A 24,647-nucleotide genomic window follows, 5' to 3' on the forward strand; every position below is an offset into this window, starting at 1 on the left:
GAAACTAAATGTTGACTTTATTCCCTGTTCGCACAGATTCTAAAGACGCTTGAATCATATGAATAACCGGCTGAAACGATGAAATGTCTAAGTCAGACTTTCGACCTTGTTTGCATGCATCTATGAATTCATTCACAATACCCTCGCGCAATTCATAGACATAGGCATCATCATCCGGTGCGATCTTCTCCTCTTCCCCGTCATGGTGGATGAAGACCAGGCCGTCACTGCGCAATTGCAAACTTCCCTCCGACCCGTCGATTTGGAATTCTCCTAACCATGATGTTGCCGCGCCGTGCGCAGCCCAGGAAGCGTAATAATTCAAGTTTAGTCCTTCTTCACTCTGTGCAAGAAGTGATACAACGGAAGGCGATTGCTCAATAGACCATGAAGGAAGCACGGAAGTCGCATACACTTGCTTAAATCGTTCGACACCGATCAGGTAATGGATTACACCGAGATGATGGTAGGTTAAATCCTCCAACATAACGTGCTCATACTCATTCATCCATACTGCACGAATATTCGGCCTTTGGCATCGCCATACAATTTGCTCCAAATTGCCGAGCCTGCCGCTTAGAATGACTTGCTTCGTTTGCTCAACAATTTTATCGAATCTGTACGATTCTCCAATTGCGATCTGCCTGCCTGTCGAACGGGAGAGCGAAATCATAGTCGCCCCGTCTTTCCAGGACTGCGGTCTGAATTTCTCAAGATATATATCGAATCCTCTATCCAGTATTGTTCGGATTGTCTCCATACAAGTTTTGGCAGAAGGCGGCGTTACCAGCGTGACTAAATCAGGCTTCAGCAAACGGAGCGCGCCTGGTATATCCTCAAACTGAGGTAAATGGGCACAATGCTCAGTCGCTTCCCCATATCGGTTGCTGACTCCGACCACCTGAACATCTGGGTGAGAAACCCAATGAGAAAGCCAGTGATTGTTCAAGCCGATACAAAAGACCCGAAGCGTTTGTTGCTCCATATCGGTCTCCCCTCCTCAAAAATCTAGATAATAAGATGCTCTCATTATCAGCTTTATGAAGCCCAGCTACTACTGTAAAAAATGAATAAAGCTCTACTTTTTGTCCATACAATACGGAAAACACTGTACATTAATTTTATGAGAACCCTTTTTCTCTGAAAAAAACTAAAAAAACTGGATCAGCGGCTATATATGCCAGCTGTCCAGTTTTTCATTACAACATTACTGCCCAAAATTTTTTTTCGAAGTGGAGACCAATCGGAACGGCTGGGCTCAATTAGATCTCCCCCCATCTCTTACAGACATTCCATTTTATTTCAGAATCGCTTTGGCTACGATTGCAAGATCTTCAATGTCAACCTTGCCGTCATGATTGACATCCGCTTTCTCATTCCAGCCCTCTTGTCCTTGTTGCTTGCCGTATGTCCCGGCAACAATAGCCAAGTCTCCGATGGAGATACTTCCATCGCCATTGACATCCGCAGTTATTTGCTTGCTGTCAAACACTTGAATGGCCGCTTCCATTGCTGCTTTCGCACTATCTACTTGCTGCTGAGTGGCATTCGAATCATTTGCTGTCCGATTAGCCGCATCGATAGCCGATTGCAATTTTGCTTTGGAGCCCATCGAATACAGACCGTCTCCGTTGCCTTCCACTGCGGCATTGTACTTCGCCTGAGCGTTTGCGATCGACGCATTCAAGAGCGACTTATCTACAGGTACACTAGGTATGCTGATTTGTATCTCACGGGACGCTCCGCCGACCTGCAGCTCATTTCCTTGTCCTCCCGCAATCACAACATGGTCAACAGAAATTGTCGTATTGGTTGTCTGGGTCACAGATTTGGCCGTAAATTTGAATGTAAGCAAATCACCTTGAGCAGATACATTTGCGCCAACGTTCGCAGCCAGAATCCGGATTTGTCCCGGCGCTGTCTCCTTTTTATCAATGACTTGAAATCCGTCTTTAATTGAAGTAACCGATTCGAATTGCAAATTCACCGGATCATAATTAAGCGTCAAATCTTGGGCATACATTTGTTGGTATACACTTTGCGTAACGCCGCTCAATCCCATCGTTACTTCGATTGTTTGGCCGGAAATCACCGTCTGAGGACCTATTAATACTGCTTTCGGCATCGGCTTTTTTACTGTAACCATACAGTTTGTAGTGAATCCCCCGTCTACTGTGGTTACAGTAATGGTAGCTGTTCCTTCAGCATTAGCTTTAACGACTCCATTCTGATCTACCGATACTATTGCTTCGTTACTAGATATCCACGTAACATTCTTGTTTGCTGCAGCATCAGGCGTTACTGTTGCTATTAAGGCTTCAGTTCCTCCTACTTCCAAATCCATATTTGACTTACTTACAGTTATACTCATCGCTGCAACTCTTATATTTTCTACCTTGATGTCATCAAAATACCCAATTCCGGATGCCCCTCCCCAAGTGTCTCCCATGGATATTTTATTAAATGATTTAGCAGTTGAAATATTCGGGTCTTTGACTATCACTTTCGTGTCGTCAATATATACATCTACATGATCCCCAGAAGTATAATCCCAGGCAAACTTATGCCAGCCTTTTGTTCTGGTTATATTGGTATCGTAATAAGTTCCACCGATACGTGACTGATAATTGGTTGACCCTTTGGATGAACTTTTGGTTGTATCTACACCTAAGGCCATCCAGGACAAGCTTGCGTTTCCGGTATCATTAACATTGACCATTTGCTTAGTAGTTCCAGACAAGTTGTCATAATACCATACTGAAACTAAAGCATTGTAGTTGTTTGAAAACGTTTTGGAAATATAAACCGTATCTTGATCCTTTACAAAACTCTTTGTCCCGCTATGTGCTTGTGCACTACTTGTTCTGGGTGTTCCTTTCTCTGCTGTCCATCCTGCAAAACCATTCTCGAAGTCTTCGGTAAAAGTACTTAATGCTCCTGTTGAAAATTTATATACCTGAGAGCTCCACTTGCTTCCGGTAATAGAATTTGCAAGACTATAAGCTTTTACTTTCCAATAATACGTTTTATTTGGGCTCAGTCCATTAAGTGCTTTACTTGTTGCCTTCAATGTTTCATCTAATACAATCTTAGTAAATGCTCCATCCTCTGCGACAATCAATTCATAACCCTCTGCACCATTGGCTGTCTGCCACTCTAAATTAGTATTTATCGAGTCTACATCAGTTGCGTTGTTTGCAGGAGCAGTTAAATTGAAATCCCCAATATTTGTATCAATGCTTGTACGGTATTCATCTAGTTTTAGCCCCATCTTATCAAATGGGATCTTGGGGAAGTCAGGAATTTGCTTATAAATGATGGAATTATCTTTAAGAGCAAAATTCCTGTTTGCCTTATCTACAAAACCAGCATCAGCACTAGCTGTCAATTTTACATTATTACCGATTGTGCCATATGTTTTCGCACTGGCTGCAATACTACCCTCTGCGGTATTATATAGCACATTATCCTTTACAACATTTCCCTTAGGTATCTTAGGGCTATCTTCCCATAAATTCACAAGCTGCGGGTATTTACTCGCCCATGGCTCCTGCTTATAGGGAACACTCATTAGATTTATATAGCATGTTCCGTTTGGTGCTTCAGCATGGTAATAAGCCCAACCTTCTCCACGGTTATCCAGGCTCATAAAATTACCGCTGTCAATAATAATATTGTTTTTAACCGTATTATCGCGGCCACCGCCGATCAAAAATGCGCTATTTGCAACTTTGTAAAATACATTCCCAGTTATTTCTGCGCTGCTCATTAAATCATCGAGATAAATGGCGTATGAACCAAGACCTCCAATATTGACTATATCGTGGATATAATTGTTTTTTATAACATTACCGCGGTAGGTCCAATCACGTAAGGAGTAAATGACTCCGGCATCACTGGTTTCCTGACATACATCATAGATTTCATTTAATTCAATAACATGGTCATTTCCTTTAAATTGAATAGCCATATGAGGCGCGTCATGGATCAGATTATTGGTTGCCCTGTTTCCTACACCGTTTAAGGAAATAGCTGGCGTATATGTTCTTAGTATGCGAGCATACCTATAGATGTGGTTATTTTCCGCATAGTTTCCTCCAGGCGTGAGTGTTGATCTGTTGCCCCCCAATATGTATATACCGCCCTGTCCGGTATCGTAAATATCACAGCTTATTACCCCGTTATTGCTCCCTCCCGTGTAGCCGCTGTTAAATTTAACATTGCCCGGATCATTAGCTAAAGCATCCTCGTCCCCAATCGTTACAGCCTTTTGACCAAGACGCCTAAAGGTGGAATGCACGATACGATTATTGGAACTATCGATCATCTTGATGCCATGTCCACGGGAAACCTCAAAGGTTAGATCCATGAAGTTTGTATAATTAGTCTTATTCATGTCCACTAAAGGAGTATTAAGAACAGAAAGTTGGACCTCGCTTCCGTTTAACTCCTGATCAGGATAGAGATAGAGAATACCACTGGTTCTATCCAGATACCATTCACCTGGCATGTCTATTTCACTTAGCATATTATAGGCATAATATCTCTGACCGCTAATTACACCATACATACTCGGTTGTATTGCCTCAATTGTTTTATTTACGGTGTCAATCGATTTTATCTTTAAATTATCATCTGCCCAGTCATATCTCCAGTATCCAAAGAGCCACGGATCGCTTTCCTGTGCCCAGTTGTCGGCATGAGAATCGCTATATTTAAAAATGGGCGCTTGTTGGCTCATCCACTGATCCGCTGGAACATAATCAGGACTGCTCGGATCTCCAGCAGGTTTATCGGGCATGTGATCACGTGGAATAAATCCTTGCCGAACTACCGTACCTGTCGTTAAAAATCCTGTATTCGGATAACGTGCCAATGTCATTGATTTACCATTTATAAATAGTTCAGGTGCTGGCGCAACTTTAGGCCAGCCATATCCAGCTTTTGATATTTGACCGAATTCCGTAATGCCCTGTGCCTTTAAATCAATCTGCTTTACTTTATCTTTAGCTTCTTGCGGGATCCTGCCCAAGATTGTTTGGTCTTTTACAGGTGTAAAAGCTGTTGTATCTACGTTGAATCCACCCATTAATGAAACCTTATCATTTCCATATGCCCTATAGGTAATTGGAGAACTTGATGTACCTGAATCCTGTTCTGTTAACTCAAAAGATGCAGTACGGTTATACACACCTTCTCTAAGGTAGACGGTAACCCCCCCTTCTGGTAATCCAGAAGCACTTTTTAACTCACGGATAGTATCTCTTGCTTTTTCCAGCGTCTTAAATGGCGCGTTGATTGAACCGGAATTCGAATCATTTCCATCTGCTGCAACATAATATATGGCTCCCGTTGCTGCTTTCGCCACTGATGAAAGAGGAGTGACAGAAACTGAAATACTCATAAGAATGCTGAATATCAATAGTATACAAATTGACTTTTTACTCATTTTTTTGCTACCTCCTTCTCATCTGAGAAACTTTGTAGTTAAAAAAACATACTGTTATCTTAACTTTGGAAATAATCGCCTCCTTTCATGAAATCGTGGGTTCCGACCGACCGTCTCTGATGACATGCATGGTGACAATATATTTCCAACTTATTCCTTGTATTTACAATAAAACAAAAGTATGCGCTTTCTAAACTACAAAAATCACCTTGCGGTCTCCCTTGATATGCATCGATTTACCATCCTTAGCATTGAAGTACCGCCCCAGCGATTTATGTAATAGGCTGCCCGCAGGAGTTGCAGCCTCACGGGCAAACCTGAACCACCAGTGTACTTACACCCGTTGATTCGTGATTTCAAACCGGAATTGACTTTCCATACTTGCGCTGATGCTTGTGCGATCGCACAGCAGACGATAGTACTTGCTTTCTACACCATAATGAGAAACCGCCGTTACCTCCACAACCTCGACCGACCAGTCGCTCGGGCTAAAGTGCACATCCACCGTACCGATCGTGATCCAGCCCATCTCGATCTGCTGCGGCTCTACACCGCAAATAAACACTTCTTGAAAAACTGATGGTGATTCACGGAATACTGCTTTATCCGTTATGATCAGCTGTGAGGCCTCATCGCTTGGACGGAGCCACAGAAACTCGCGCGTAAGCGATTGCAAGGTTGGACACGCGTAGGCTTGCGTCAAATCAAGTTCAAAACGCACCTCGTCCTCTGTCGCCTCATGCTCCAGTAATTGTGACTTATACTGTCTGCCGAAACCTTGTCGGTAACCGCCAACGATAGGGACAGAATGTCCATGCGAGCCTGCATGAATCGTTTCGTAGCGATGCTCCGGCTGAAAATATTGCTTTGTGTACACGCCGATTCCCACATCCGCAAGCACGTTTACTCCGTCAACATGGAGAATAAAATGACCTAAATCATTATGATTATGCGGCTCTTCGTTGTACCCTCCCTTTGCAGCAAAAGCAGCGATACGTCCATCTGGCTGAAGCACCTTCGAAATGACCCATTGATTTCCTGTAAAAATCCGCTCCTGAACGCGTTCTTGCCCCTCTGAAGAATTCCCTGTTTCAGCATCCTGATGATCTGATGACCAGAACATCAATCGCGTTGCTTCCACCCATGAAACCGGAATGACGCTCATCCGATATTCGTCTGGCGGCAGTTGCAAGGAAGGGAAATATTCACACAGCCGCTGCATCAACCCAGTATGAAAACGGGCTTCATCCGGGGCATCCGAGAAGTTAACAACCTTTCCGTTTGTCAGCAGGCAGAATTGCGGGAATTGGGCAATCTTCCCGACTTTCTGCTCATCGAGCAGCGTGATTTGTCCACCTGTACGCTCTTTCAGCAATTCTGCAAAATAAACGAGATGCGAGAAACCGAATTGCCAGTAAACTGGCCCTTCTGGCGTCGCTCCTTGCTCATCAAAGCCAGATAAATATTGGCGCAACACGTTTATGACACGCCAGAGCATGCCGGCGAGCTTTTCACTGTCCTCAATCAAATAAATCGCCATGGCGCCGATGCTGGATGCGCAAACGGCAGGCCAGTTATTCGTCTTCAGCTCCCAATTTTGTGGAGTTGGATCATTAAAATAAACCTGAAAAATTCGACGTTCAATTTCCGCTTTCGCGCGCTGGGCAACCCAGGGGTGCAGTCGCGGTCCAACCATGTGTAAGACTTCCGCCAGCGTAAAGCCGGCAACAGCCGCATCCAAATCCACCGTTTCGCGAGGCGCGAGCGGTTGATCCCAAATGCCGTTCGGATATTCATTCACATACAAACCAACATGTGCCGGTAGTACCCACGTATATTCATTGCAAATAGCCCAAATTGCATTTTCTAGCCCTTTCTTCCATTCAGGACGCTCATCTGTCATGGCCAGAAGACCGAACACGTGCAACCCTGAAAAAAGCTGAGTTCGTTTCATTTGATAAGTAGCTCTATCACCCGTTTCGCCAAATAAGAGAAAGTCGGAAAACGGCGGCGAACATAGTGGTTGATCGGTTAAGCAATCAGCTTCTTTTTCAAGCTTCTCCCAAAACTCCTTGTATTGTTCATCGCTCCGAATTCGCGTCCATCGCTCAGATGAAGCGATTTCAGGAAAAAGTGCAGTGGTTTCAGGCTTCGTTTGTTCCAAAGCATTCTTCAATTGCCGAAGTGTTAACGTTGATAGCATTATTTCCCACCCCTTACTCATCTCCAAAACTAAAATCATGCTTAAAGCAACAAGCTCTTCACTTCAATTGCTGTAAGCATGATTTTCACTTTATTAAAGCTTTAAATTACTTCGTTTTCTTCCACTCATCAAGTTGTTTTTGAGCTTCTGCGACAACTTTGTCAATACCGGCTGCTTTCAACTTGTCTTGGAATTCTTTCAGTTTATCGCTTGCAGCCACAGTACCTGTTTCAAGAGCTGGTCTGTATTGGTCAATTACAGTCGCAATGTTAGCAATTTCCGCTATAACTGCTGAATTCACAAACTTGAAGCCCATAAGCGGTGATGCTTTAGCTGTTTCGTTTTCTTTTTGTGTATTAGCTACAACGTTTGGATCTGTGCCTTCAACTAACAAACCGTTGAACGTATTACCGAATACCCAACTTGCGTTAGGAACGTAACCAGCTTCTTTGTTAATTTTGATCGTATTATCTGCATTTTTCGTATAGTGCTTACCTTCAACGCCGAAGCTGATTGTGTTATACAGCTCTTTGTCCGTGTTCAGCAAATTAATGAACATCATCGCGCGCTCAGGGTTTTTGGACGTTTTGCTGATCGCTTGCATAGTTGTAATAATGGAACCGGTTCCTGCCCATACCTCAGTTGTTGGAATCGCAATTACATCATTTCCGCCGTTTGCAGTCTTAAACTGTGTCTCAACGCCTGGCTTCAATACGTTGTGGACTTGAACAACTGCGTTGCCTGTTTTCTCAATGTCCGCTTTGTTTTTCAATGTAGCCGCGTTCTCGTTGATATAGCCTTTATCGTGCCAGCTCTTCGCCACATCTAAATATTGAGCGTATTGTGGAGTTTCAAACATATTGATAACTTTGTCTGGATTTTTAAGATCAACACCAATACCTGCATTAGCAACAATTGCTTCTAATCCGTAACCGCGGTACATATTACCAAATCTGCCTGTACGATCCATCAAGAACGGAACAACGTCTTTGGACTCGCCTGCTTTTACTTTTGCCAAGAACGGCTCAAGATCTTCAATCTTTTTGATGGAATTAACGTCCAGATTGTATTTATCCGCATATTTCTTCTGGATTAAGAAGCCTTGTTTGTTTGTTACGGTTTGATAGTTAGGAATACCGTACACTTTGCCGTTAATTTTTGTAGCATCCCAAACGAATTGCGGCATGGATTTATCCAATGTTGGCGCATATTTAGCCATCAAATCATCAAGTGGGATGAAAGCCCCTTTAGATTGGTTTGTTACATAGTCCCAGTTCCAGTTAGATACCCAAGCGATGTCGTAGTTCTCACCAGAAGCAGTAGTTGTGTTCATTTTTTGAACATAGTCAGCGAAAGTTTGCGGTTGCAATTTAACTGTTGCATTGATTTTCGCCTTCGTGATTTTGTTGACAGCTTCTTGTACACTTGCCATATCTTGCGGAATCGCGCTTAATGGGTAATTCCAAATCAATTCTACTGGCGCTAGTTGCTCTACCTTGGTAGTTGCAGCCGCACCAGCCGCTGGACTTGCAGTAGAAGCACTTTCGGATCCTTTGCTACCGCATGCTGACAATAGAACAGCAATACTTACTGCGCCTGTTAATACCTTAAACATTTCCTTTCTCATACAATTACCCCCCTGCGATAATTTGATTTTGTATGTTGCATATATATCAACTGCAGCAGCTTATTGAGGCGCTGCAGTTTGATAACGAACGACTTGCCTACCCTTTGATGGAGCCCACTGTGAGCCCGCTTATGAAAAACCTTTGGAACATAGGGAAAATAAACATCATCGGTCCCGCTGCAAGCACAGCCATCGCCATTCTTGCCGATAAGCTCGGGAAGTCAGCTAGGTTAAAGTCGACATTTACCGTTGCGAGGTTGTTCGATAAAAATTCAATTGTGCTCATCACGCGGTAAAGTAGCAATTGAAGAGGAATCAGCTTCTGGTTATCGATAAACAATAAGCCAAGCCACCAGTCGTTCCAATATTGGAATGAAATGAACAGACCAATCGTGACAAGTGCTGGTATGGATAGCGGAAGCACCATAGTGAAAAATATACGCCACTCATTCGCACCGTCGATTTTGGCCGACTCGAAAATTTCGAGTGGAAGCTTATCCAAGAACCCTTTCATGACGAGAACAAAGAACGGGCTCAGCAAGTACGGAACGATCAGCGCCCAAATGGTATCCTTCAAGTGCAAATACTGCGATATCAGAATGTAGAACGGAACTAGTCCGCCACCGAATAACGTTGTAAAGAAAACGTAAAGCGTCATGATTTTGCGGTACCGATAATCGCGTCGCGACATCGTATAAGCTGTCAGAGTTGTGAAGAGCAAACCAACAATTGTTCCTACGATTGTTACGAAAACGGTAACCCCATATGCACGAATCAGTGCATCAGGAGCATTAAGGATAATTTCATAAGCTTTCGTGCTGAAAACCTTTGGAAATAAATGATAGCCATGTGTTAGTAGCGATTTTTCTTCCGTAAACGAAATGGATATGACCAGAACAAGAGGCACTATAAGCGCCAATGACAATATGCAGAATAACACATTAATGCAATTGCCTGTCCAGTTCACTTTGTTGCTTTCCGTTTGCATGCCTGCTTACCTCCTTACCAAAGTGCATTGTCTGAGTTAATTTTTTTGATAATCCAGTTGGACAATAGGACAAGAATGAACCCAACAACAGACTGGTAAAGCCCGATTGCGGTAGACATTCCGACATCTCCGACAACTCGCAGCGATCGGTATACAAACGTATCGATTACATCAGTTGCATTATATAAGAAGCTTGTGTCGTTCGGAATAAAGTAGAACAATCCGAAGTCAGCACGGAATATATTACCGATAGCAACGATTAGTAAAATCACGATTAGCGGTGTCAATAGCGGTATCGTAATCTTGCGAATCATTTGCCATTTCGATGCGCCGTCAATTTTGGCAGCTTCGTAATAGCTAGAATCAATGGAAAGAATACCGGCATAGTAGATAAGTGTTGAGAAGCCTACGCCCTTCCATATTTGTGTTAGAATGATAATAAACGGCCAGTACTTTGCTTGCTCGTACCATTTAATGGGCTGATCACCAAGTGACTGAAGCATGACGTTCATGAACCCGTTTTTATGATCCAGAAACCCGAAAACGATATACCCCACAACAACCCAAGATAAGAAATAAGGCAGAAACAAAGTCGTCTGGTGAAGCTTAATCCATTTTCGTGGGATTTCATTTAACAAAATAGCAAATGTTAAGGCAAACACTAAAGTTAGTAAGATAAAACTCATGTTATAAAGAATCGTGTTGCGTGTTACTGTGAAAGCGTTGTCGGATTTAAAAAAGAATTCAAAGTTTTTTAACCCGATCCATTCGCTCCCCCATATCCCCAAATCGTATCGATATTGTTTAAATGCAATAACGAGACCGAGCATGGGCAAATAATTGAAAATCAATTTATACAGGATTGCCGGTAATGACATAAAGAACAATTCCTGATTTCGTCTGAAGTGCTTCCACTCCCTTTTTAGCATTTGCTTCCCCCCCTTGTGATGTGTTCAACCTCTGTCGTATGCCCTTATTATTGAGGGAAAACCGCATAAATAACTACTGTAATAATCAAAAAACACTCCACTTTCGTCCCGCACAATCGCTAAAACACTGCATTTTCAACTAAAAAGGACAAAAAGAAAAGCTTCTAGGTACCTCCGTACCCAGAAAGCCATATAGAGCCTACTCTTGAACAACTGTTTTAAAGCGGTATTCTTTCGGCGTAATCCCGAATTTCTTTTTAAATAACTTGAAAAAGTAGCTTTCGTTGTTGTAACCAACCATTTCCATGATACGAGTGATGCTATAATCTTTGGTTTCAAGCAATTGAAGTGCTTTTCCCAAGCGAACATCATTAATATACTCACTAATGGACACCGATTCATGCAGTCTGAATTGCTTGCTCACATGGGCCGAAGACAGTTTCATGGCAGCCGCGATGCTTTGCATGCTCAGATTCAAATCCTTATACTGCTCTTCAATCATTTCTTTAATGGTATCCGTTAAAATTTGATTCGATTGTTCTTTGACATCTTGCGTTCGCTGCTTCTGAATGGCTTTGAATATGTCAAGAAATACGTGATATATAGGCTCTAACGTTTCTTGCTTCATGGTGTCCTGAACATATCGCTTAAAGTCCAGGCTGACTTGTCTTACGGTTCGACTGTTCATTTCACGCACGATATTTTCCACCAGCGCAAGCAAATGAAGAATGGCATACATGATATTGTTATAATGCATGACTTTCATATGTTGAAACAGTTGATCCAAATGTTCCTGAAAATCCTTCTCTTGCCCAGACTTTAAGGCTTCAGTTATTTTCTTTACTGCGTCAATTGGAAATTGGAACGTGATATTATCATTATTGTGTCTTACGAGATCCGGTGTGATGATACTACCTTTACCGAAAATCATTCGGTAGTTTGAATTATCCAATACATGACCGTATTGCTGTGAAATTTGCTGATACCGGTCAACTTTTTCTCCAATCGAAACGGTAATCGAGAGACTGTAGTATTGGAGAATAGTTTGCTGAAGCTCTTTTAACGTATGTGTCAAGGTTGTCGTATCATCACTATGAGACCTATTTCCATCGCTAATGAGTAAGACAAAGTGGTCATTGCCCATTGGGACAACTTCGCAGTTGACACTTTTCGAAACAAGCTCCTTTGTAATATTCGCGACCGCAAACTTATACATTCTCTTCTCGCCATCACTCGTTTTCGATTCAAATTCAGCAAAATCATCGATCAACAGTACACATACACGCAGCCCTTGATTAAAATCCATATCCCAATTGACTTGTTCCATTTCTTCCTGGGTAGGCAGACTCGCATCGGAAATCAGTCTTCGCAACGCGTAAGTCTTCTGCGCATCCCTGTTCGTATGCTCCTCCGATTCATGTTTCACTAATTGATGCATCACATCTTGATAGGCAGTCGATATGACTTTCAACTCATCCAATTTGGACCTGTCGTTCGTCTCTTTGCTGCGGATTCCCGTCACTTGATTCAATAAATTTTCAATTGGACGATATAGGCGGTAAGCAATCAGCAGCGAACCTGCGACAGATAGAATTAAGAATACAATGATGATCGCAAAGGAAATCACCCGCATTTTGCTTAGCTTGCCCCATACAATTTTGTAAGGCTGATCACTCACAATGACCCAGTCGTTTTTGTTGGATGACGTAAAGCTCAGAATGGACTTGGCATTACCCGAACCGCGTACGAGATAGTCCTGTGTTATGCCTGCGCTCACTTTTTCTCGGATAATGGATTCAATTGAATCCATAGAAGCAACATCGCTCTGCTGTTGGGCCATAAGTGGAATTCCTGATTTATCTGTAATAAAAATAGAGCCTCGAATTCCTTCAGACGTTTTATTCATATCCGCTAAGTTATCAAACAACCAGGACGGCTTGATTGTTACGACCAGCTTGTTCTCAGAGACATTATCATAAATGAACATCGCCAAAGATGGAAATGGCATTTTATCCGTATATAAAGGAACAAAGGTAAGAACGGGTATATTTTTCTGCGAATGGATATACGCATCAATGACACCATTCATACCGTCATCCTGGCAATTCAAACTACTCAAAGTTGAATAATAACAGCCTGTTTTGGCGTTATAGATCGTAATATTTTGTAAAAAAGATGAGTTAGATACGGTTTTCTCCAACCTGTTTAATTTCTGTGCAAGTTCGCCCATATCCATCACATTGATGTTTGACAAATAGACGACGTCAGGGTCAAAAAAGGTGGAAACCGCAATGTTTTTAACCGTATCATGCATGTAGTCAATATTGTATTTGATTTGCGAAAGCACCTTTAAATCCGCTTGCTGCTGCATTTGCAGCATCGTTTTATCAGAGTTGTAGAACAGAAGCGTCGTGCTGACTGATAAAAATGCAACCATGAGAACCGTAATAGAGAGCAAAAGCTTCAGCAAATATTTTCTTGATTTGTACAGACGAATAAAATTCATGTGTCCACCCTCTTCTAGAAAGCTATATGTTAACATGTGTTATTTTGAAGTAACTCACACTGAGGAATTCATTATAATGTCATATCAGGGATACAAAGTTAATACTTTTGAAATAGAATTAGTGTTTACATACGTTCCCACTCTATTATTAGGTCAATTTCACATATTTCGCTACTGTAAAAATTAAAAAAAGCTCTACTTTTTAAGTAGCGCTCTAATATTTCTGCGTTTAATCCTTAGTTTATAATCGGGGGCGAACCGAAACCTGAGTTAGGAAGTTAGGCATTTGACGGTTGAAGCAATCGCTCAAGATGCATTGTCAAATATCCGGTTTCATCATCCGGCACTTCCACATTCAAAGTATCGCTCAGCATCAATGATAGCACTTTTGCTTTCACGTACGTATCTCCATACTCCTCTTTAATTTTGTCCAGCAGTGAGTTCTGAAGCGTCTTTTTTTGTTTGACACGTTCGATTAAGCCCTTCAGGTGACTAATAAAGCGGAGTGTGGAAAATGAGTCATCGAAGTTAAAGCCCAACTCTTTGGCGGCTTCAATCGTCTGAGACACTACTCTCACGACAGCAAATGAGTCAATAGACTGCTCCTTATCTCTCGCCCCCTTGAAATGCATGGCCAGAAAAGCGATTTCGTCCTCAGGAAGTTTTACACCAAGATGTTCATTTAAGAAGTCGACAGACTTCTTGGCTACCTTGTACTCCTCTGGATACATATATTGAATTTCATACGTAAATGGATTGTTGATAAAAGTACCGCGCTTTTGCCGTTCTACGGCAAAGTTAATGTGATCAACGAGTGAAGCATGAATCGTTTCCGAGAAAGCGCCTTCCAGTATCCCCTGCGCATTGGCAATGACTTCCTCGGTGATCCCAATAATTTTAACATCGACTGCGTTTAAAATTTGCTCATAATTTTTAAGCACCTCGGATGTATGCAACAGAAATTCCTGCTTAATTTCACTTTCAGTTATAATCATCCCCGGCGTCTTCTTAAAGCCGATTCCTTTCCCGAAGGCGATCGAATTTTTCCCTGTCGATAAATGCGCCATCACAATGTTATGGGAAAGGACGTGTACAATTTTCCGTTCAATCATAAGCTACCTCCCAATTGTTGGGCTTCGGGGGAACCCCGCAAAAATCGACCAAGACTACAAACATTTTACATCACATCGCTGCCTCAAAAGTTTAGCAGGATTTCACTAAGATCTTGTTATCCTGCACAAATCGCACCCCTGATGAAGGACCGTTGGCAGAAGTAACTATTCATAAATCGCGATCGTGACCTCCACTTGGTAAAAAGAAGCCCGTTATTTGACTATGCAGCCATTTAACGGGCTTTTTCATTACAAGTTTACTGTCCAAGAATTATTCTTGCCATGGCTGCCAGGTCGATTATATCCAACTTGTTATCCTGATTAAAGTCATACATACGTAGTGAAGACCAATCCGGAAGGCTGCTGGTTGCTCCATAATTACTTGCCAATACGGCCAAGTCTCCTACGCTTGCGGTCGTATTTACGGCTCCCGCAAAAGTAACCAGCGCTGTGTTCAAATCAATTACAGCCTGATTCACTTGTGCCTGCGTGGCATTCACATCATTGACGACTGCAATCGCGCTGCTGATCGCTGCTTTTAACGCATCGATTGCGCTTTGTGCATAATATCCCCATCGGGTCGAGCTAATCATGGCTGCATCGACCGTCGCCTGTGCAGCTGCAATCCTCGCATTCAGCGCTGTTTTATCCACAATAGGAACAGTAACCTGAACATTGTAGGCAGAAAGGCTATTTAATGGCGTTTCATCACCATTTAAATCAGCGACGACAGCACGATTCACGTAAACGGCACTATCTGCTGTTTGGTTCAACTGCTGAGCCTGAAAGTTCAGCTTTAAAATGTCCTTACTTCCCGTAACTGCACCATTCGCACCTGATGCTGCTGCAAGCAGTCTTACACTCCCATTAGAGTCGGATTCACCCACAACTGAAAATCCGTTAACGATTGCATCCGCAGATATAAATCGCAATTGCTTCGGATCGAAGCTAATCGTCAGATCCTGGGCGTAAACACTCGTAGTGACATTCACAAAGCTGTACGTCAAACTGACAGGCTGCCCGGCTTGTACGGATACCGGACCGGTTAACTGGACACCGGTTAATGGTTTTACTTGCAGACCAGAGATAGCTGTCTGTAAGGCGACTGCCGCTGCATCTGCCTGCGCTTGCGTCGCATTCGCGTCATTGCTCACGTTGATGGCTGCAGTTAACGCCGTTTGCAACGAGGTCCAGGATGCCGCCGTGTAGCTATTGCTATTCAATGCTTGTGCTGCCATAATTTTTGCATTCAGCGCCGTTTTATCTGCTGTAATGAGTAGAGCAATCTCGTTTGCGCTGAGCGCCCTGTTGAATATTTTCAATTCATCCAGGCTGCCTTTGAAATAGGAAGTTTTTAATCCGGTTCCAGGCTGCGCTTCTACCCCAACTAATGCCATTGGGCCATTCATTTTACCGGCGATTGTTCCTTTTAGCACGCCATTTGCATAAAGAGCAGTTCCGGTACTTGTACCTACAAAAGTCAGGTGAGTCCATTGGTTTGAAGGAATACTATAATTGTAAGTAGAGTCTTTAACTCCGTAAATGGAAACCCCAACTTTACCTGTTTTATTCCACTGGTTGATCTTAATTGATGAAGATGAGCCGCCCAGAAGCGCCTCATTTCTAGTCGTACTCGGCTGCCCGTAAACCCAAACGGCTGCTGTCCAGTCTCCTGTTATATCTTGGCCGCCTAAATTTACGTAACCTGTGTTTCCATCTAAACTTACTCCATTTCCAATCTTCCCCGTCGTCCACGTTGCCCCCCCAACTAAAGTTCCATTTCTAGCACCAGACGTGTCCACCAAGGTGGTTCCAGTTCCTTCATCCATTTTCCATTCTGAATTTATTGGGACAAACGGAGGCTCCCATACAACAGGGTCGGCGAAAAATTTTATTCCTTTATTTTGCATTCTTGATGCTTGATCAGTTAGCCTTCCTTTAAAATCATTCCAGTTTCTATTGCTCTGAGCAGTCCAGCCGACTTCAGCAGTCGCTATTAATCGCGGATAAAGCATGTAATCCAAATTATCTTGGGTTACAACGGTTTCTGTCCACAATGTACTATCAACCCCATATATATTTGCTCCTGATATGCAATCAGTTGGGTTCCAATCATAAGCTTTGTTGGTATTGATGAGTCCTCTCCAAGATAAGCCAATTGGCGTATCTGCGTAATATTTCATGTCGAGATAAGCATTTGCCGGAGAAACGATGACCTTCATCCCTTTTGATTTCGCTGAGATTCCAGTTGAAGCGGTGCAATGCCAGTTCTGCAGAATAGAATCGCTAGTTGCTCCGCTAGAGGTATCGGATGGGTCCCATCCAATAACTTTTTTTCCATAGTTCTTTACAATAGTAGTAACTCTTCCAATAAAGTAATCGTAATCTGCAGCAGCAGTTGATTGAGCTTCATCACCGCCAATATGTATATAGGGTGAAGGTGAAATAGCAGCAAGCTCTCTGATTACATCATCAACAAACGCATAAGTAACTTCAGATTGGGTCATAAGTGAACTATAGCCTACTGCAATATCCGTTCGCATTGGTTTTCTTTGTCCATCAGGATTTAGTTCACCATATGAGGCTAAAGCTGCATTCGTATGACCAGGCATATCGATTTCTGGAATGACTTCAATATAGCGTTCAGCCGCATAGTTGATGATTTCTTTAAACTGCTCCTGTGTATAAAATCCACCTGGACCACCACCAACCTGTCCCTTGCTTCCAATCTCCACGAGATCAGGTCTGGATTTAATTTCTATGCGCCAAGCCTGATCATCAGACAAATGCATATGAAACTTGTTGATCTTATACTGCGATGCCAGATCGATCTGGCGTTCAACTTGATCCACTGTAAAGAAGTGCCGTGCCACATCAAGCATGAGTCCACGATATTCGTAAGCAGGCTTGTCACTAATATTGGAATTTGGGATCACCCATTGTACACCAGGAACCACAGTGTTCTTCTCAATATCTGCTGGTAAGAGCTGTAATAAGGTTTGATTACCTCTAAAAACACCTTCAGGTGTATTAGCAGTAAGTGTAACTTGATTGGAGGTTGTGATTAAATCATACCCCTCATTGCCTAGGGCTGTATTTCCACCTATTGTAGTGAGGTAAATACTTCCGACAGTTGGATTGTTTGATTTTATGACGGTGATTTGGAATCCGGTTGAAGCATTCAGCTTATTGGCCAGCATTTGTCCATTTTTGAATAGCTCTTCTGTTTCCGCAGCGGTATTACCAGCTACATAAATGGAAGTGGTTTGCGTTAAAACAAATTGCCCAGTCCCAACTGTATAACTTACTGGCTTTGGTAATATCGAAGGCTGGCTAGATGCTGCGTTAGCAATATCAGGAAGTGCGCTCATAATATTCACTGATAAAAGTAAAGCTAAGGCTGTTGAAACTGCTTTTTTAACTATTAAATTTTTCAACCTTCTTTCACCTCTCCTACATTTTTTGATAGCCTCTTGGCATAGGTCTTTGTAAAACGCTTACAAAAATATGCAGTTGATTGTTCTCATGCTTAAGCACTCTACATTGATAATTGTATTTTGAATCTACAAGCAGCAGAAGGTTGAAAAAATTTCATACTTTACATTTAATACCGGATTGCGTCAGCCACATAGTAGAATTGTTTATTGTCAAAAATTCCTGTTTAGTTGAGAGGCAGAACTGGCATGATGTGTTATATTAGACGTACTACTCATAAAAATCAGGTGACGCCATGACAATACTCCTAATCTTACTCATGATTGCAGCCATTACACTCTTTATTGCCAAAGCGCGCAATCCTTCAGCCTATTGGATGGGACTTGTGCTAGTCGGATGGTTTCTTAGCATGTCAGGATTGATTTTATATATTGCCAAATTCGGCGGCTTCTATTACAGAGTAAATATTGTTTTATTTTTCAACGACACTATCCGCAATATGCTGTTGAATGCTCCTATCAAAATTGAGGGAATTAGCCGTATGCTTACGGCAGGACGGTCGCTTTTTATTTTTAGCTTGATCAGACTGTCGATATCCTTAATGTCTTTCAAAACCGCAAAGCGCGTGTGGACAGTGTATGTGTTAAGTCTCTTGCCCGCACTAGCCAATCTAATTTTCTATGATCCCATTATCTACAAATGGGCTCTTTCCGTAATGGACCGCAATCATACCTATGTCGTTGGTTGGGTAACAAGGGGATGGCTTGTTCTATCTGCAGCTGCAGCCATTTCTATCATGATTTGGAAATATCAACGCGTAACGATTCCATGGTTAAAAAGACAAAGCCAGTTTATTATCCTCGGTGTGTTCTCGCTTGTTCTGTTTTATTTTTACCTTGGCTTCATGGGTCCTTTACAGGTCTTCGACGTACGTACCTTCTATGTACTGTATTCGGATTTCTCTAATTTTAATCCGCCTCTAACGCTGCTTGAGTGGTATATAAGCATTAGCTTTACAGGCATTTTATCTGTTATCAGCATACTCTCCATTTGGCGTTATACGGAAATTGAAAAGAAAATGGGTAATGAGGACCTACGGCTTGAGCGAAAGCTAAGCACCGCTAATATGGGCGCTCAAGTTTTCACACATGCCGTGAAAAATCAACTGCTCATGATTCAGCTGCTCGTCAAGCAAGCTAATCAAAGCGTGATCGCCGGTGGAACTGCCGATGTTCAAAAGGTGGAGGCGGCACTGAGTAAAGCGGACGTAATTGTGAATCAAACGCTCGGAAGACTCGATCAGTTGTACAAGTCATTTAAAACAAGCCATCTCCAACTGAAACCCCAATCTGTGCAAAAGCTCATTAATCACACGCTTGAAAGGATGCCCTCCTTACCTTCGAACATTCTCATTGAATCCACAGGACCTGAAACTGAAACGATGATCTTGGCTGATTTTGAACATATGTCTGAAGTGATTTATAATCTGTTGATCAATGCGGTTGAAGCGATTGCATCCGACACTGCTGGCGTTATTCAAGTCAGAGTCTATGAGGAAGATAATTGGGTGATCATCAATATTTCGGATAATGGCCCGGGTATTCCTGACAATCTGCAGGATAAGATTTTCGATCCCTTTTTTACAAGTAAAAATACAAATAAAAATTGGGGCGTCGGTCTATCGTATGTGAAGCATATCGTGCTTGGGCATTACGGACGCATTCTTTTTGACAGCAAATCTGGAAAGGGCAGCTCGTTCCAAATTATTATGCCCCTATATGTGTTGAAACTAGAGGCTAAGAAAGGTTGATGGACATGACAGCACCCATTCGTATTATCGTTGCTGAAGATTTGGATGTTCTAAGGGAGCATTTCTGTGAGCTGATCGATCGAGAAGATGATTTGAAGGTAATCGGACAAGCCTCCTGTGGCAAGGAAGTGCTGAAGCTTATTGCCGAGTTGGGAGCGCCCGAGCTGATTCTCATGGATATCGAGATGGAAATGAGACATGACGGGATCATCACTGCACAAAAAGTGCTTGAGCTTCATCCGCAAACACGAATCGTGTTCCTTACGGTGCATGAAGATGATGAAACGGTATTCAGCGCTTTCGAAACAGGTGCTGTCGATTACGTGCTGAAGACAAGCTCTAGCGAAGCCATTATTCAGAGCATTCGTTCCGCTCATGCGGGAAATGTACAAGTCCGTCCTGAGTTTGCCTATAAAATCAAAAATGAGTTCTCTCGGATTCGCCGCAATCAGGAGTCGTTGTTGAATTCGACGTTGATTCTTAGTCAAATGACCCCATCTGAGCTCGTTATTTTAGATCTTCTTCTCAGAGATATGAAATTAACGGAAATCGCCAAGGAACGGCAGGTCGAATTATCCACCATTAAATCGCAAATTAACGTCATTTTGAAAAAGTTCAACAAGAAGAGGACCAAAGAAGTAACTGCCCTGCTTCGGGAACTGAATGTAATACCTTTTATACAAAAAGCAAGAGGAGGACAATGAGTCCTCCTCTTGTTTTTGGCTTAGTAAATATTTTATATCCTCTTCAAAACTTACGTGTTTACTGTCCAAGAATTATTCTGGCCATGGCTGCCAGGTCGATTATATCCAACTTGTTGTCCTGATTAAAGTCATACATGCGTAGTGAAGACCAATCTAAACGGCTGCTGGTTGCTCCATAATTACTTGCCAATACGGCCAAGTCTCCTATGCTTGCGGTCGTATTTACGGCTCCCGCAAAAGTAACCAGCGCTGTGTTCAAATCAATTACAGCCTGATTCACTTGTGCCTGCGTGGCATTCACATCATTGACAACTGCAATCGCGCTGCTGATCGCTGCTTTTAACGCATCGATTGCACTTTGCGGATAATATCCCCATCTGGTCGAGCTAATCATGGCTGCATCGACCGTCGCCTGTGCAGCTGCAATCCTCGCACTCAGCGCTGTTTTGTCCACAATCGGAACGGTAATCTGAACATTGTAGATGGATACGCTATTTAATGGCGTTTCGACCCCGTTTAAATTAGCGACAACAACATTATTCAAGTTTACGGTACTACTTACCGATTGGTTCATCTGCTGAGCTTGAAAGTTCAGCTTCAAAACGTCCGTTGTTCCCGTAACAGCGCTATTCGTGCCTGTTGCTGCTGCAAGCAGTCTCACAAGCCCATTAGAGTCTGATTCACCCACAACTGAAAATCCGTTAATGATTGAATCCGCAGATACAAACCGCAATTGCTTCGGATCAAAGCAAATCGTCAGATCCTGGGCGTAAACACTCTCAGTGACATTCACCAAGCTGTACGTCAAACTGATTGGCTGCCCGGCTTGTACAGATACCGGACCGGTTAACTGGACACCCGTTACTGGTTTTACTTGCAGACCAGAGATAGCTGTTTGTAAAGCGGCTGTCGCTTCATCAGCCTGCGCTTGCGTCGCATTCGCGTCATTGCTAACGTTGACTGCTGCAGTCAACGCCGTTTGCAGCGAGGACCAGGATGCCGCCGTGTAGCTATTGCTGTTCAATGCTTGTGCTGCCGTAATTTTTGCATTCAGCGCCGTTTTATCAGCTGTAACGATTACAGGTGGTTGCGTGATTTGTATGCTCCACGTGGAAGAAGCAAGCTTCGTTTCCATGCCGCTATTATCAACTACGGTCATATCAGTTACCGTGATCAATCCCTCTTGCGTTGCTGTCTTTGCCTTGAACGATAGGTTCAGTAGCTGCGCACTGCCAGTAATGCCATTTGCGCTAGCCATATGAAATTGTAGCTTGCCGGGGGTATCCTTCACAGTAGAAAGTAAGTCAATGCTTGCATCCATGGGATCAGCCGACACGTACTCGACCAAATTAGGATCGTATTCTACGGCAATGTTCTCTCCATACACACTCTGTGTGACATTTTCTATTCCAAGTTGAAGCTTGAACGCATTGCCGGCTTGGACAGTGTCATCACCTGCTAAAACAACAGCTGGATCTTTGGGTACCGGCGTCGATGTCACTGTGAATTCCTTGACAACGACCCAGGGAGTTTGCGTTTCTGTTGCGCGGATGCGGACAAATCTTGCTTTCAAATTATTAACTGGAATGTTGATGCTACTTAGTTCTTCCAAAGTGGCTAGCGCCGTCCAATTAGCTCCGTCGGATGAAGCTTCTAATATGCCGTGATGCATAAAATCGTTCAAGCTGCCTGTCTTGGTCATGGAAATTTGCACGTTTGTAACACTGCGGACTTCATTCAAATCAACGCCGATCACGTCACCAATTGCAGGAGGTCTGTCGCTCCAGTAATAAGTGTTCAGATTGTTGTCAAGCATCTTGGCCGGTGTATTCGTTTGGTACGTCCCCATCGTCGTTATTGGAAAAGGAATTGCCGGAACATTGCCTAACCAAGTGTCGTTCTCTCGAATCGCTCGCGTGAAAAAATCTTCAAATACTTGATTAGCTTTCGCCTGCGTAATTGTGTCAATTTGCGACTTGAGACTCATCAATTGGCTTCTATGCGATGCTGCTTGCTGTTTACTGTTACGCTTTTGAGAAAGCAGCATTTGAGCGGCTTCTATACCTGCCTTCCCATACAGCTCGTCTTTATTCAGGTAATAGTTGGTCTCCGTGATAAAGTTCGCGTTGTTCAACGTGCTGCGTAAAATTGCAGGGGCCTGCTGCAGCTTTGTAAATCCGGCTGTTAATTGGTTCACTGCATCTGTAACAATTCCACCGCTGCTGAATATTGTCCAAAAGTTATTAATTAATGGTGTTAGTGACAATGATTCTTTCGCATTTAATGGTGACGAATAGTGATTTTCTGCAAATGTTTTTAACGCGTCAGAAGCTGATCCACCTAATCTCTTAATACTAAGCTGCCAATCACTATCAGGATTGTAAACCTGAGGGTTCCAAAGGTAATCTGCTATTGAGAATAGGGCTATTTTTGACGCTTCCGCTTCGTTCATGGGATTAGAGGTAAGACCAATGATTCCATGATCTGCTAATCCGGCATCACGATTATAAAGCGGACCTAAGAAAAGTCTATCGCGCGCGTAATCATTAACCGGGTAATTATCCCAGATTAAAAGATCGTGCTTATAAATGGCTTTCGCTTTATCTGCATCCGATACGGAAATTCCGGCAGGTACGACTGCTGGTCCTGTCCACTGAACGATGATACTTGGATCAACAAGCGTCGAAAAACGGTTGATATATGTCGTTGTTGTAATATTGGCATAATCCGTTGGAACCGTAATCAAACGATTAGCTCCTGGATGTTTGTCGATGAATTCCGTCTTGAACTTGTTCAGCAGGAATGCTTGCCCGGCCGCTGACGGGCTTGAATCGCTGTTAAACTTGGTCTTATCGGCATTGCAGCTCAGTGTTTTGCTTATATCATCCAAAAAAATTGCAAAAGAGCGTACGCCGACATCATACATCATTTGAGCTTTATCTATTAGAGCTTGAAAGTCCGTGCTGTCCGAATAGCACACAGAGGTCCCAGGCGAAACAGCAAAGACGAATTGAACGTGATTCTGCGCCGCTTTGTTGACCAGCTCGGTAATCTGTGCCAGTTTGTCCGCTGGATAAGGTATGCGCCACTGATCTCTGTGGTACGGATCATCCTTCGGAGCGTAGATGTACATATTCATTTTCTGCTGCCCGTAAAAATCCAACTGGCTGAGCCGGTCTTCATGTGACCAAGGAGTTCCATAGAAACCTTCAATGGACCCGCGCCAGCTCATTTTCGGCCAATCTCTAATCGCAAGCCCCGGGATCGAATAGGTGGAATCTTGGCGTGTTATGACTTGACGCAGCGTTTGGGCGGCATAGTAAGTGCCCGTTTTGTTTTTGCCAGCTAGCACGATACTTTTATTGCCTGTTTGGTCGATTCCAGAAGCCAGCACGTATCCGTCACTTATTAAATCTTCCGGTCCAACCGCACCCAAATTCTGCAGTTCGGAAGCGGTTGCAAGATTCTCAGACGGTCCGCCGACCCATACGGTTACCTCAGTATCAGGGACGGGGCCGCTGTCGCTTGCCAACTTAATTTTCTGAACCCCAGCGTTATGTAATACGTCTTCAACGACCATCAGCGCAGAAGGATCAGTCGAGTCCCCTGTCACCAGCCCTACTTCGGCAGGGATCGCAAAGCCATTTCCCACCAAAGAAACGGACTGGGGAACTGGAGAAATTTCAGGAATTGAACTAGATGGTACTGCAGCTGACACTTGATAATCGAAATTGGAAAATAAGGGCATTGACAGTGAAACCAAAAGCGCCATCGTCAGCATTTTGGAGCTTCCCTTGAGACGTTTTGAGGTCATAAATTCAGCTGTTTTGCTCATTTTTACCGACCTTTCGTTATTGAATTTAAGCATTGCAGAAAAAAAATTG

Annotated in this window: 12 protein-coding genes; 2 read left to right on the forward strand and 10 right to left on the reverse strand. The window is 43.1% G+C overall.

The features are described 5' to 3' along the window. Window positions 1–4: 4 nt before the first annotated feature. The 9 genes from J2Z65_RS20000 to J2Z65_RS20040 all read right to left on the reverse strand — a co-directional run bounded on the left by J2Z65_RS20000 (window position 5) and on the right by J2Z65_RS20040 (window position 18,251). On the reverse strand, window positions 5–985 hold the full coding sequence (locus tag J2Z65_RS20000; protein ID WP_167064667.1) for a Gfo/Idh/MocA family protein: 981 nt from the start codon (window positions 983–985) through the stop codon (window positions 5–7). Between the two features lie 312 nt (window positions 986–1,297). Then, a complete protein-coding gene (locus J2Z65_RS20005; RefSeq protein ID WP_167064670.1) occupies window positions 1,298–5,449 on the reverse strand; it encodes an Ig-like domain-containing protein in 4,152 nt (1,383 codons plus the stop codon). A gap of 334 nt (window positions 5,450–5,783) precedes the next feature. Further along, window positions 5,784–7,652, reverse strand: coding sequence for a heparinase II/III domain-containing protein (locus J2Z65_RS20010; RefSeq protein ID WP_167064673.1), 1,869 nt, complete (start codon window positions 7,650–7,652; stop codon window positions 5,784–5,786). Window positions 7,653–7,758: 106 nt separating this feature from the next. Further along, on the reverse strand, window positions 7,759–9,279 hold the full coding sequence (locus J2Z65_RS20015) for an ABC transporter substrate-binding protein (RefSeq protein WP_167064677.1): 1,521 nt from the start codon (window positions 9,277–9,279) through the stop codon (window positions 7,759–7,761). Between the two features lie 97 nt (window positions 9,280–9,376). Further along, window positions 9,377–10,267 (reverse strand): carbohydrate ABC transporter permease, encoded by an 891-nt coding sequence (locus J2Z65_RS20020; protein WP_167064680.1) that lies wholly within the window; start codon window positions 10,265–10,267, stop codon window positions 9,377–9,379. A gap of 14 nt (window positions 10,268–10,281) precedes the next feature. Further along, a complete protein-coding gene (locus tag J2Z65_RS20025; protein ID WP_167064683.1) occupies window positions 10,282–11,196 on the reverse strand; it encodes an ABC transporter permease in 915 nt (304 codons plus the stop codon). A 199-nt stretch (window positions 11,197–11,395) separates the two neighbouring features. Beyond that, window positions 11,396–13,702 carry a helix-turn-helix transcriptional regulator gene (locus tag J2Z65_RS20030; RefSeq protein WP_167064686.1) on the reverse strand — a complete coding sequence of 769 codons (2,307 nt, stop codon included), beginning with the start codon at window positions 13,700–13,702 and terminating at the stop codon, window positions 11,396–11,398. A gap of 278 nt (window positions 13,703–13,980) precedes the next feature. Continuing rightward, window positions 13,981–14,814 (reverse strand): PRD domain-containing protein, encoded by an 834-nt coding sequence (locus tag J2Z65_RS20035; RefSeq protein WP_167064689.1) that lies wholly within the window; start codon window positions 14,812–14,814, stop codon window positions 13,981–13,983. Window positions 14,815–15,071: 257 nt separating this feature from the next. Continuing rightward, window positions 15,072–18,251, reverse strand: a complete 3,180-nt coding sequence (locus J2Z65_RS20040) for a family 20 glycosylhydrolase (RefSeq protein WP_209856032.1) — start codon at window positions 18,249–18,251, stop codon at window positions 15,072–15,074. 293 nt (window positions 18,252–18,544) lie between these two features. On the opposite strand from J2Z65_RS20040, the gene J2Z65_RS20045 reads away from it, so the two are divergent. Both J2Z65_RS20045 and J2Z65_RS20050 read left to right on the forward strand, forming a co-directional pair. Beyond that, window positions 18,545–20,059, forward strand: a complete 1,515-nt coding sequence (locus J2Z65_RS20045) for an ATP-binding protein (protein WP_167064698.1) — start codon at window positions 18,545–18,547, stop codon at window positions 20,057–20,059. Window positions 20,060–20,064: 5 nt separating this feature from the next. Then, complete coding sequence (locus J2Z65_RS20050; RefSeq protein WP_167064700.1) at window positions 20,065–20,763, forward strand: response regulator transcription factor; 699 nt, start codon at window positions 20,065–20,067, stop codon at window positions 20,761–20,763. A gap of 58 nt (window positions 20,764–20,821) precedes the next feature. Here the strand turns inward: J2Z65_RS20050 and J2Z65_RS20055 are convergent, their stop codons facing one another. After that, a complete protein-coding gene (locus J2Z65_RS20055; RefSeq protein ID WP_209856035.1) occupies window positions 20,822–24,598 on the reverse strand; it encodes a beta-N-acetylglucosaminidase domain-containing protein in 3,777 nt (1,258 codons plus the stop codon). Between the last annotated feature and the right edge of the window lie 49 nt (window positions 24,599–24,647).

Source organism: Paenibacillus aceris (assembly GCF_017874035.1).
Taxonomy (GTDB): Bacteria; Bacillota; Bacilli; order Paenibacillales; family NBRC-103111; genus Paenibacillus_E; species Paenibacillus_E aceris.

Coding starts and splice junctions, on each gene's coding strand:
- J2Z65_RS20030 (WP_167064686.1), bottom strand. CDS start 13,702: ATGAATTTTATTCGTCTGTACAAATCAAGAAAATATTTGCTGAAGCTT.
- J2Z65_RS20045 (WP_167064698.1), top strand. CDS start 18,545: ATGACAATACTCCTAATCTTACTCATGATTGCAGCCATTACACTCTTT.
- J2Z65_RS20050 (WP_167064700.1), top strand. CDS start 20,065: ATGACAGCACCCATTCGTATTATCGTTGCTGAAGATTTGGATGTTCTA.
- J2Z65_RS20025 (WP_167064683.1), bottom strand. CDS start 11,196: ATGCTAAAAAGGGAGTGGAAGCACTTCAGACGAAATCAGGAATTGTTC.
- J2Z65_RS20055 (WP_209856035.1), bottom strand. CDS start 24,598: ATGAGCAAAACAGCTGAATTTATGACCTCAAAACGTCTCAAGGGAAGC.
- J2Z65_RS20010 (WP_167064673.1), bottom strand. CDS start 7,652: ATGCTATCAACGTTAACACTTCGGCAATTGAAGAATGCTTTGGAACAA.
- J2Z65_RS20000 (WP_167064667.1), bottom strand. CDS start 985: ATGGAGCAACAAACGCTTCGGGTCTTTTGTATCGGCTTGAACAATCAC.
- J2Z65_RS20005 (WP_167064670.1), bottom strand. CDS start 5,449: ATGAGTAAAAAGTCAATTTGTATACTATTGATATTCAGCATTCTTATG.
- J2Z65_RS20015 (WP_167064677.1), bottom strand. CDS start 9,279: ATGAGAAAGGAAATGTTTAAGGTATTAACAGGCGCAGTAAGTATTGCT.
- J2Z65_RS20035 (WP_167064689.1), bottom strand. CDS start 14,814: ATGATTGAACGGAAAATTGTACACGTCCTTTCCCATAACATTGTGATG.
- J2Z65_RS20020 (WP_167064680.1), bottom strand. CDS start 10,267: ATGCAAACGGAAAGCAACAAAGTGAACTGGACAGGCAATTGCATTAAT.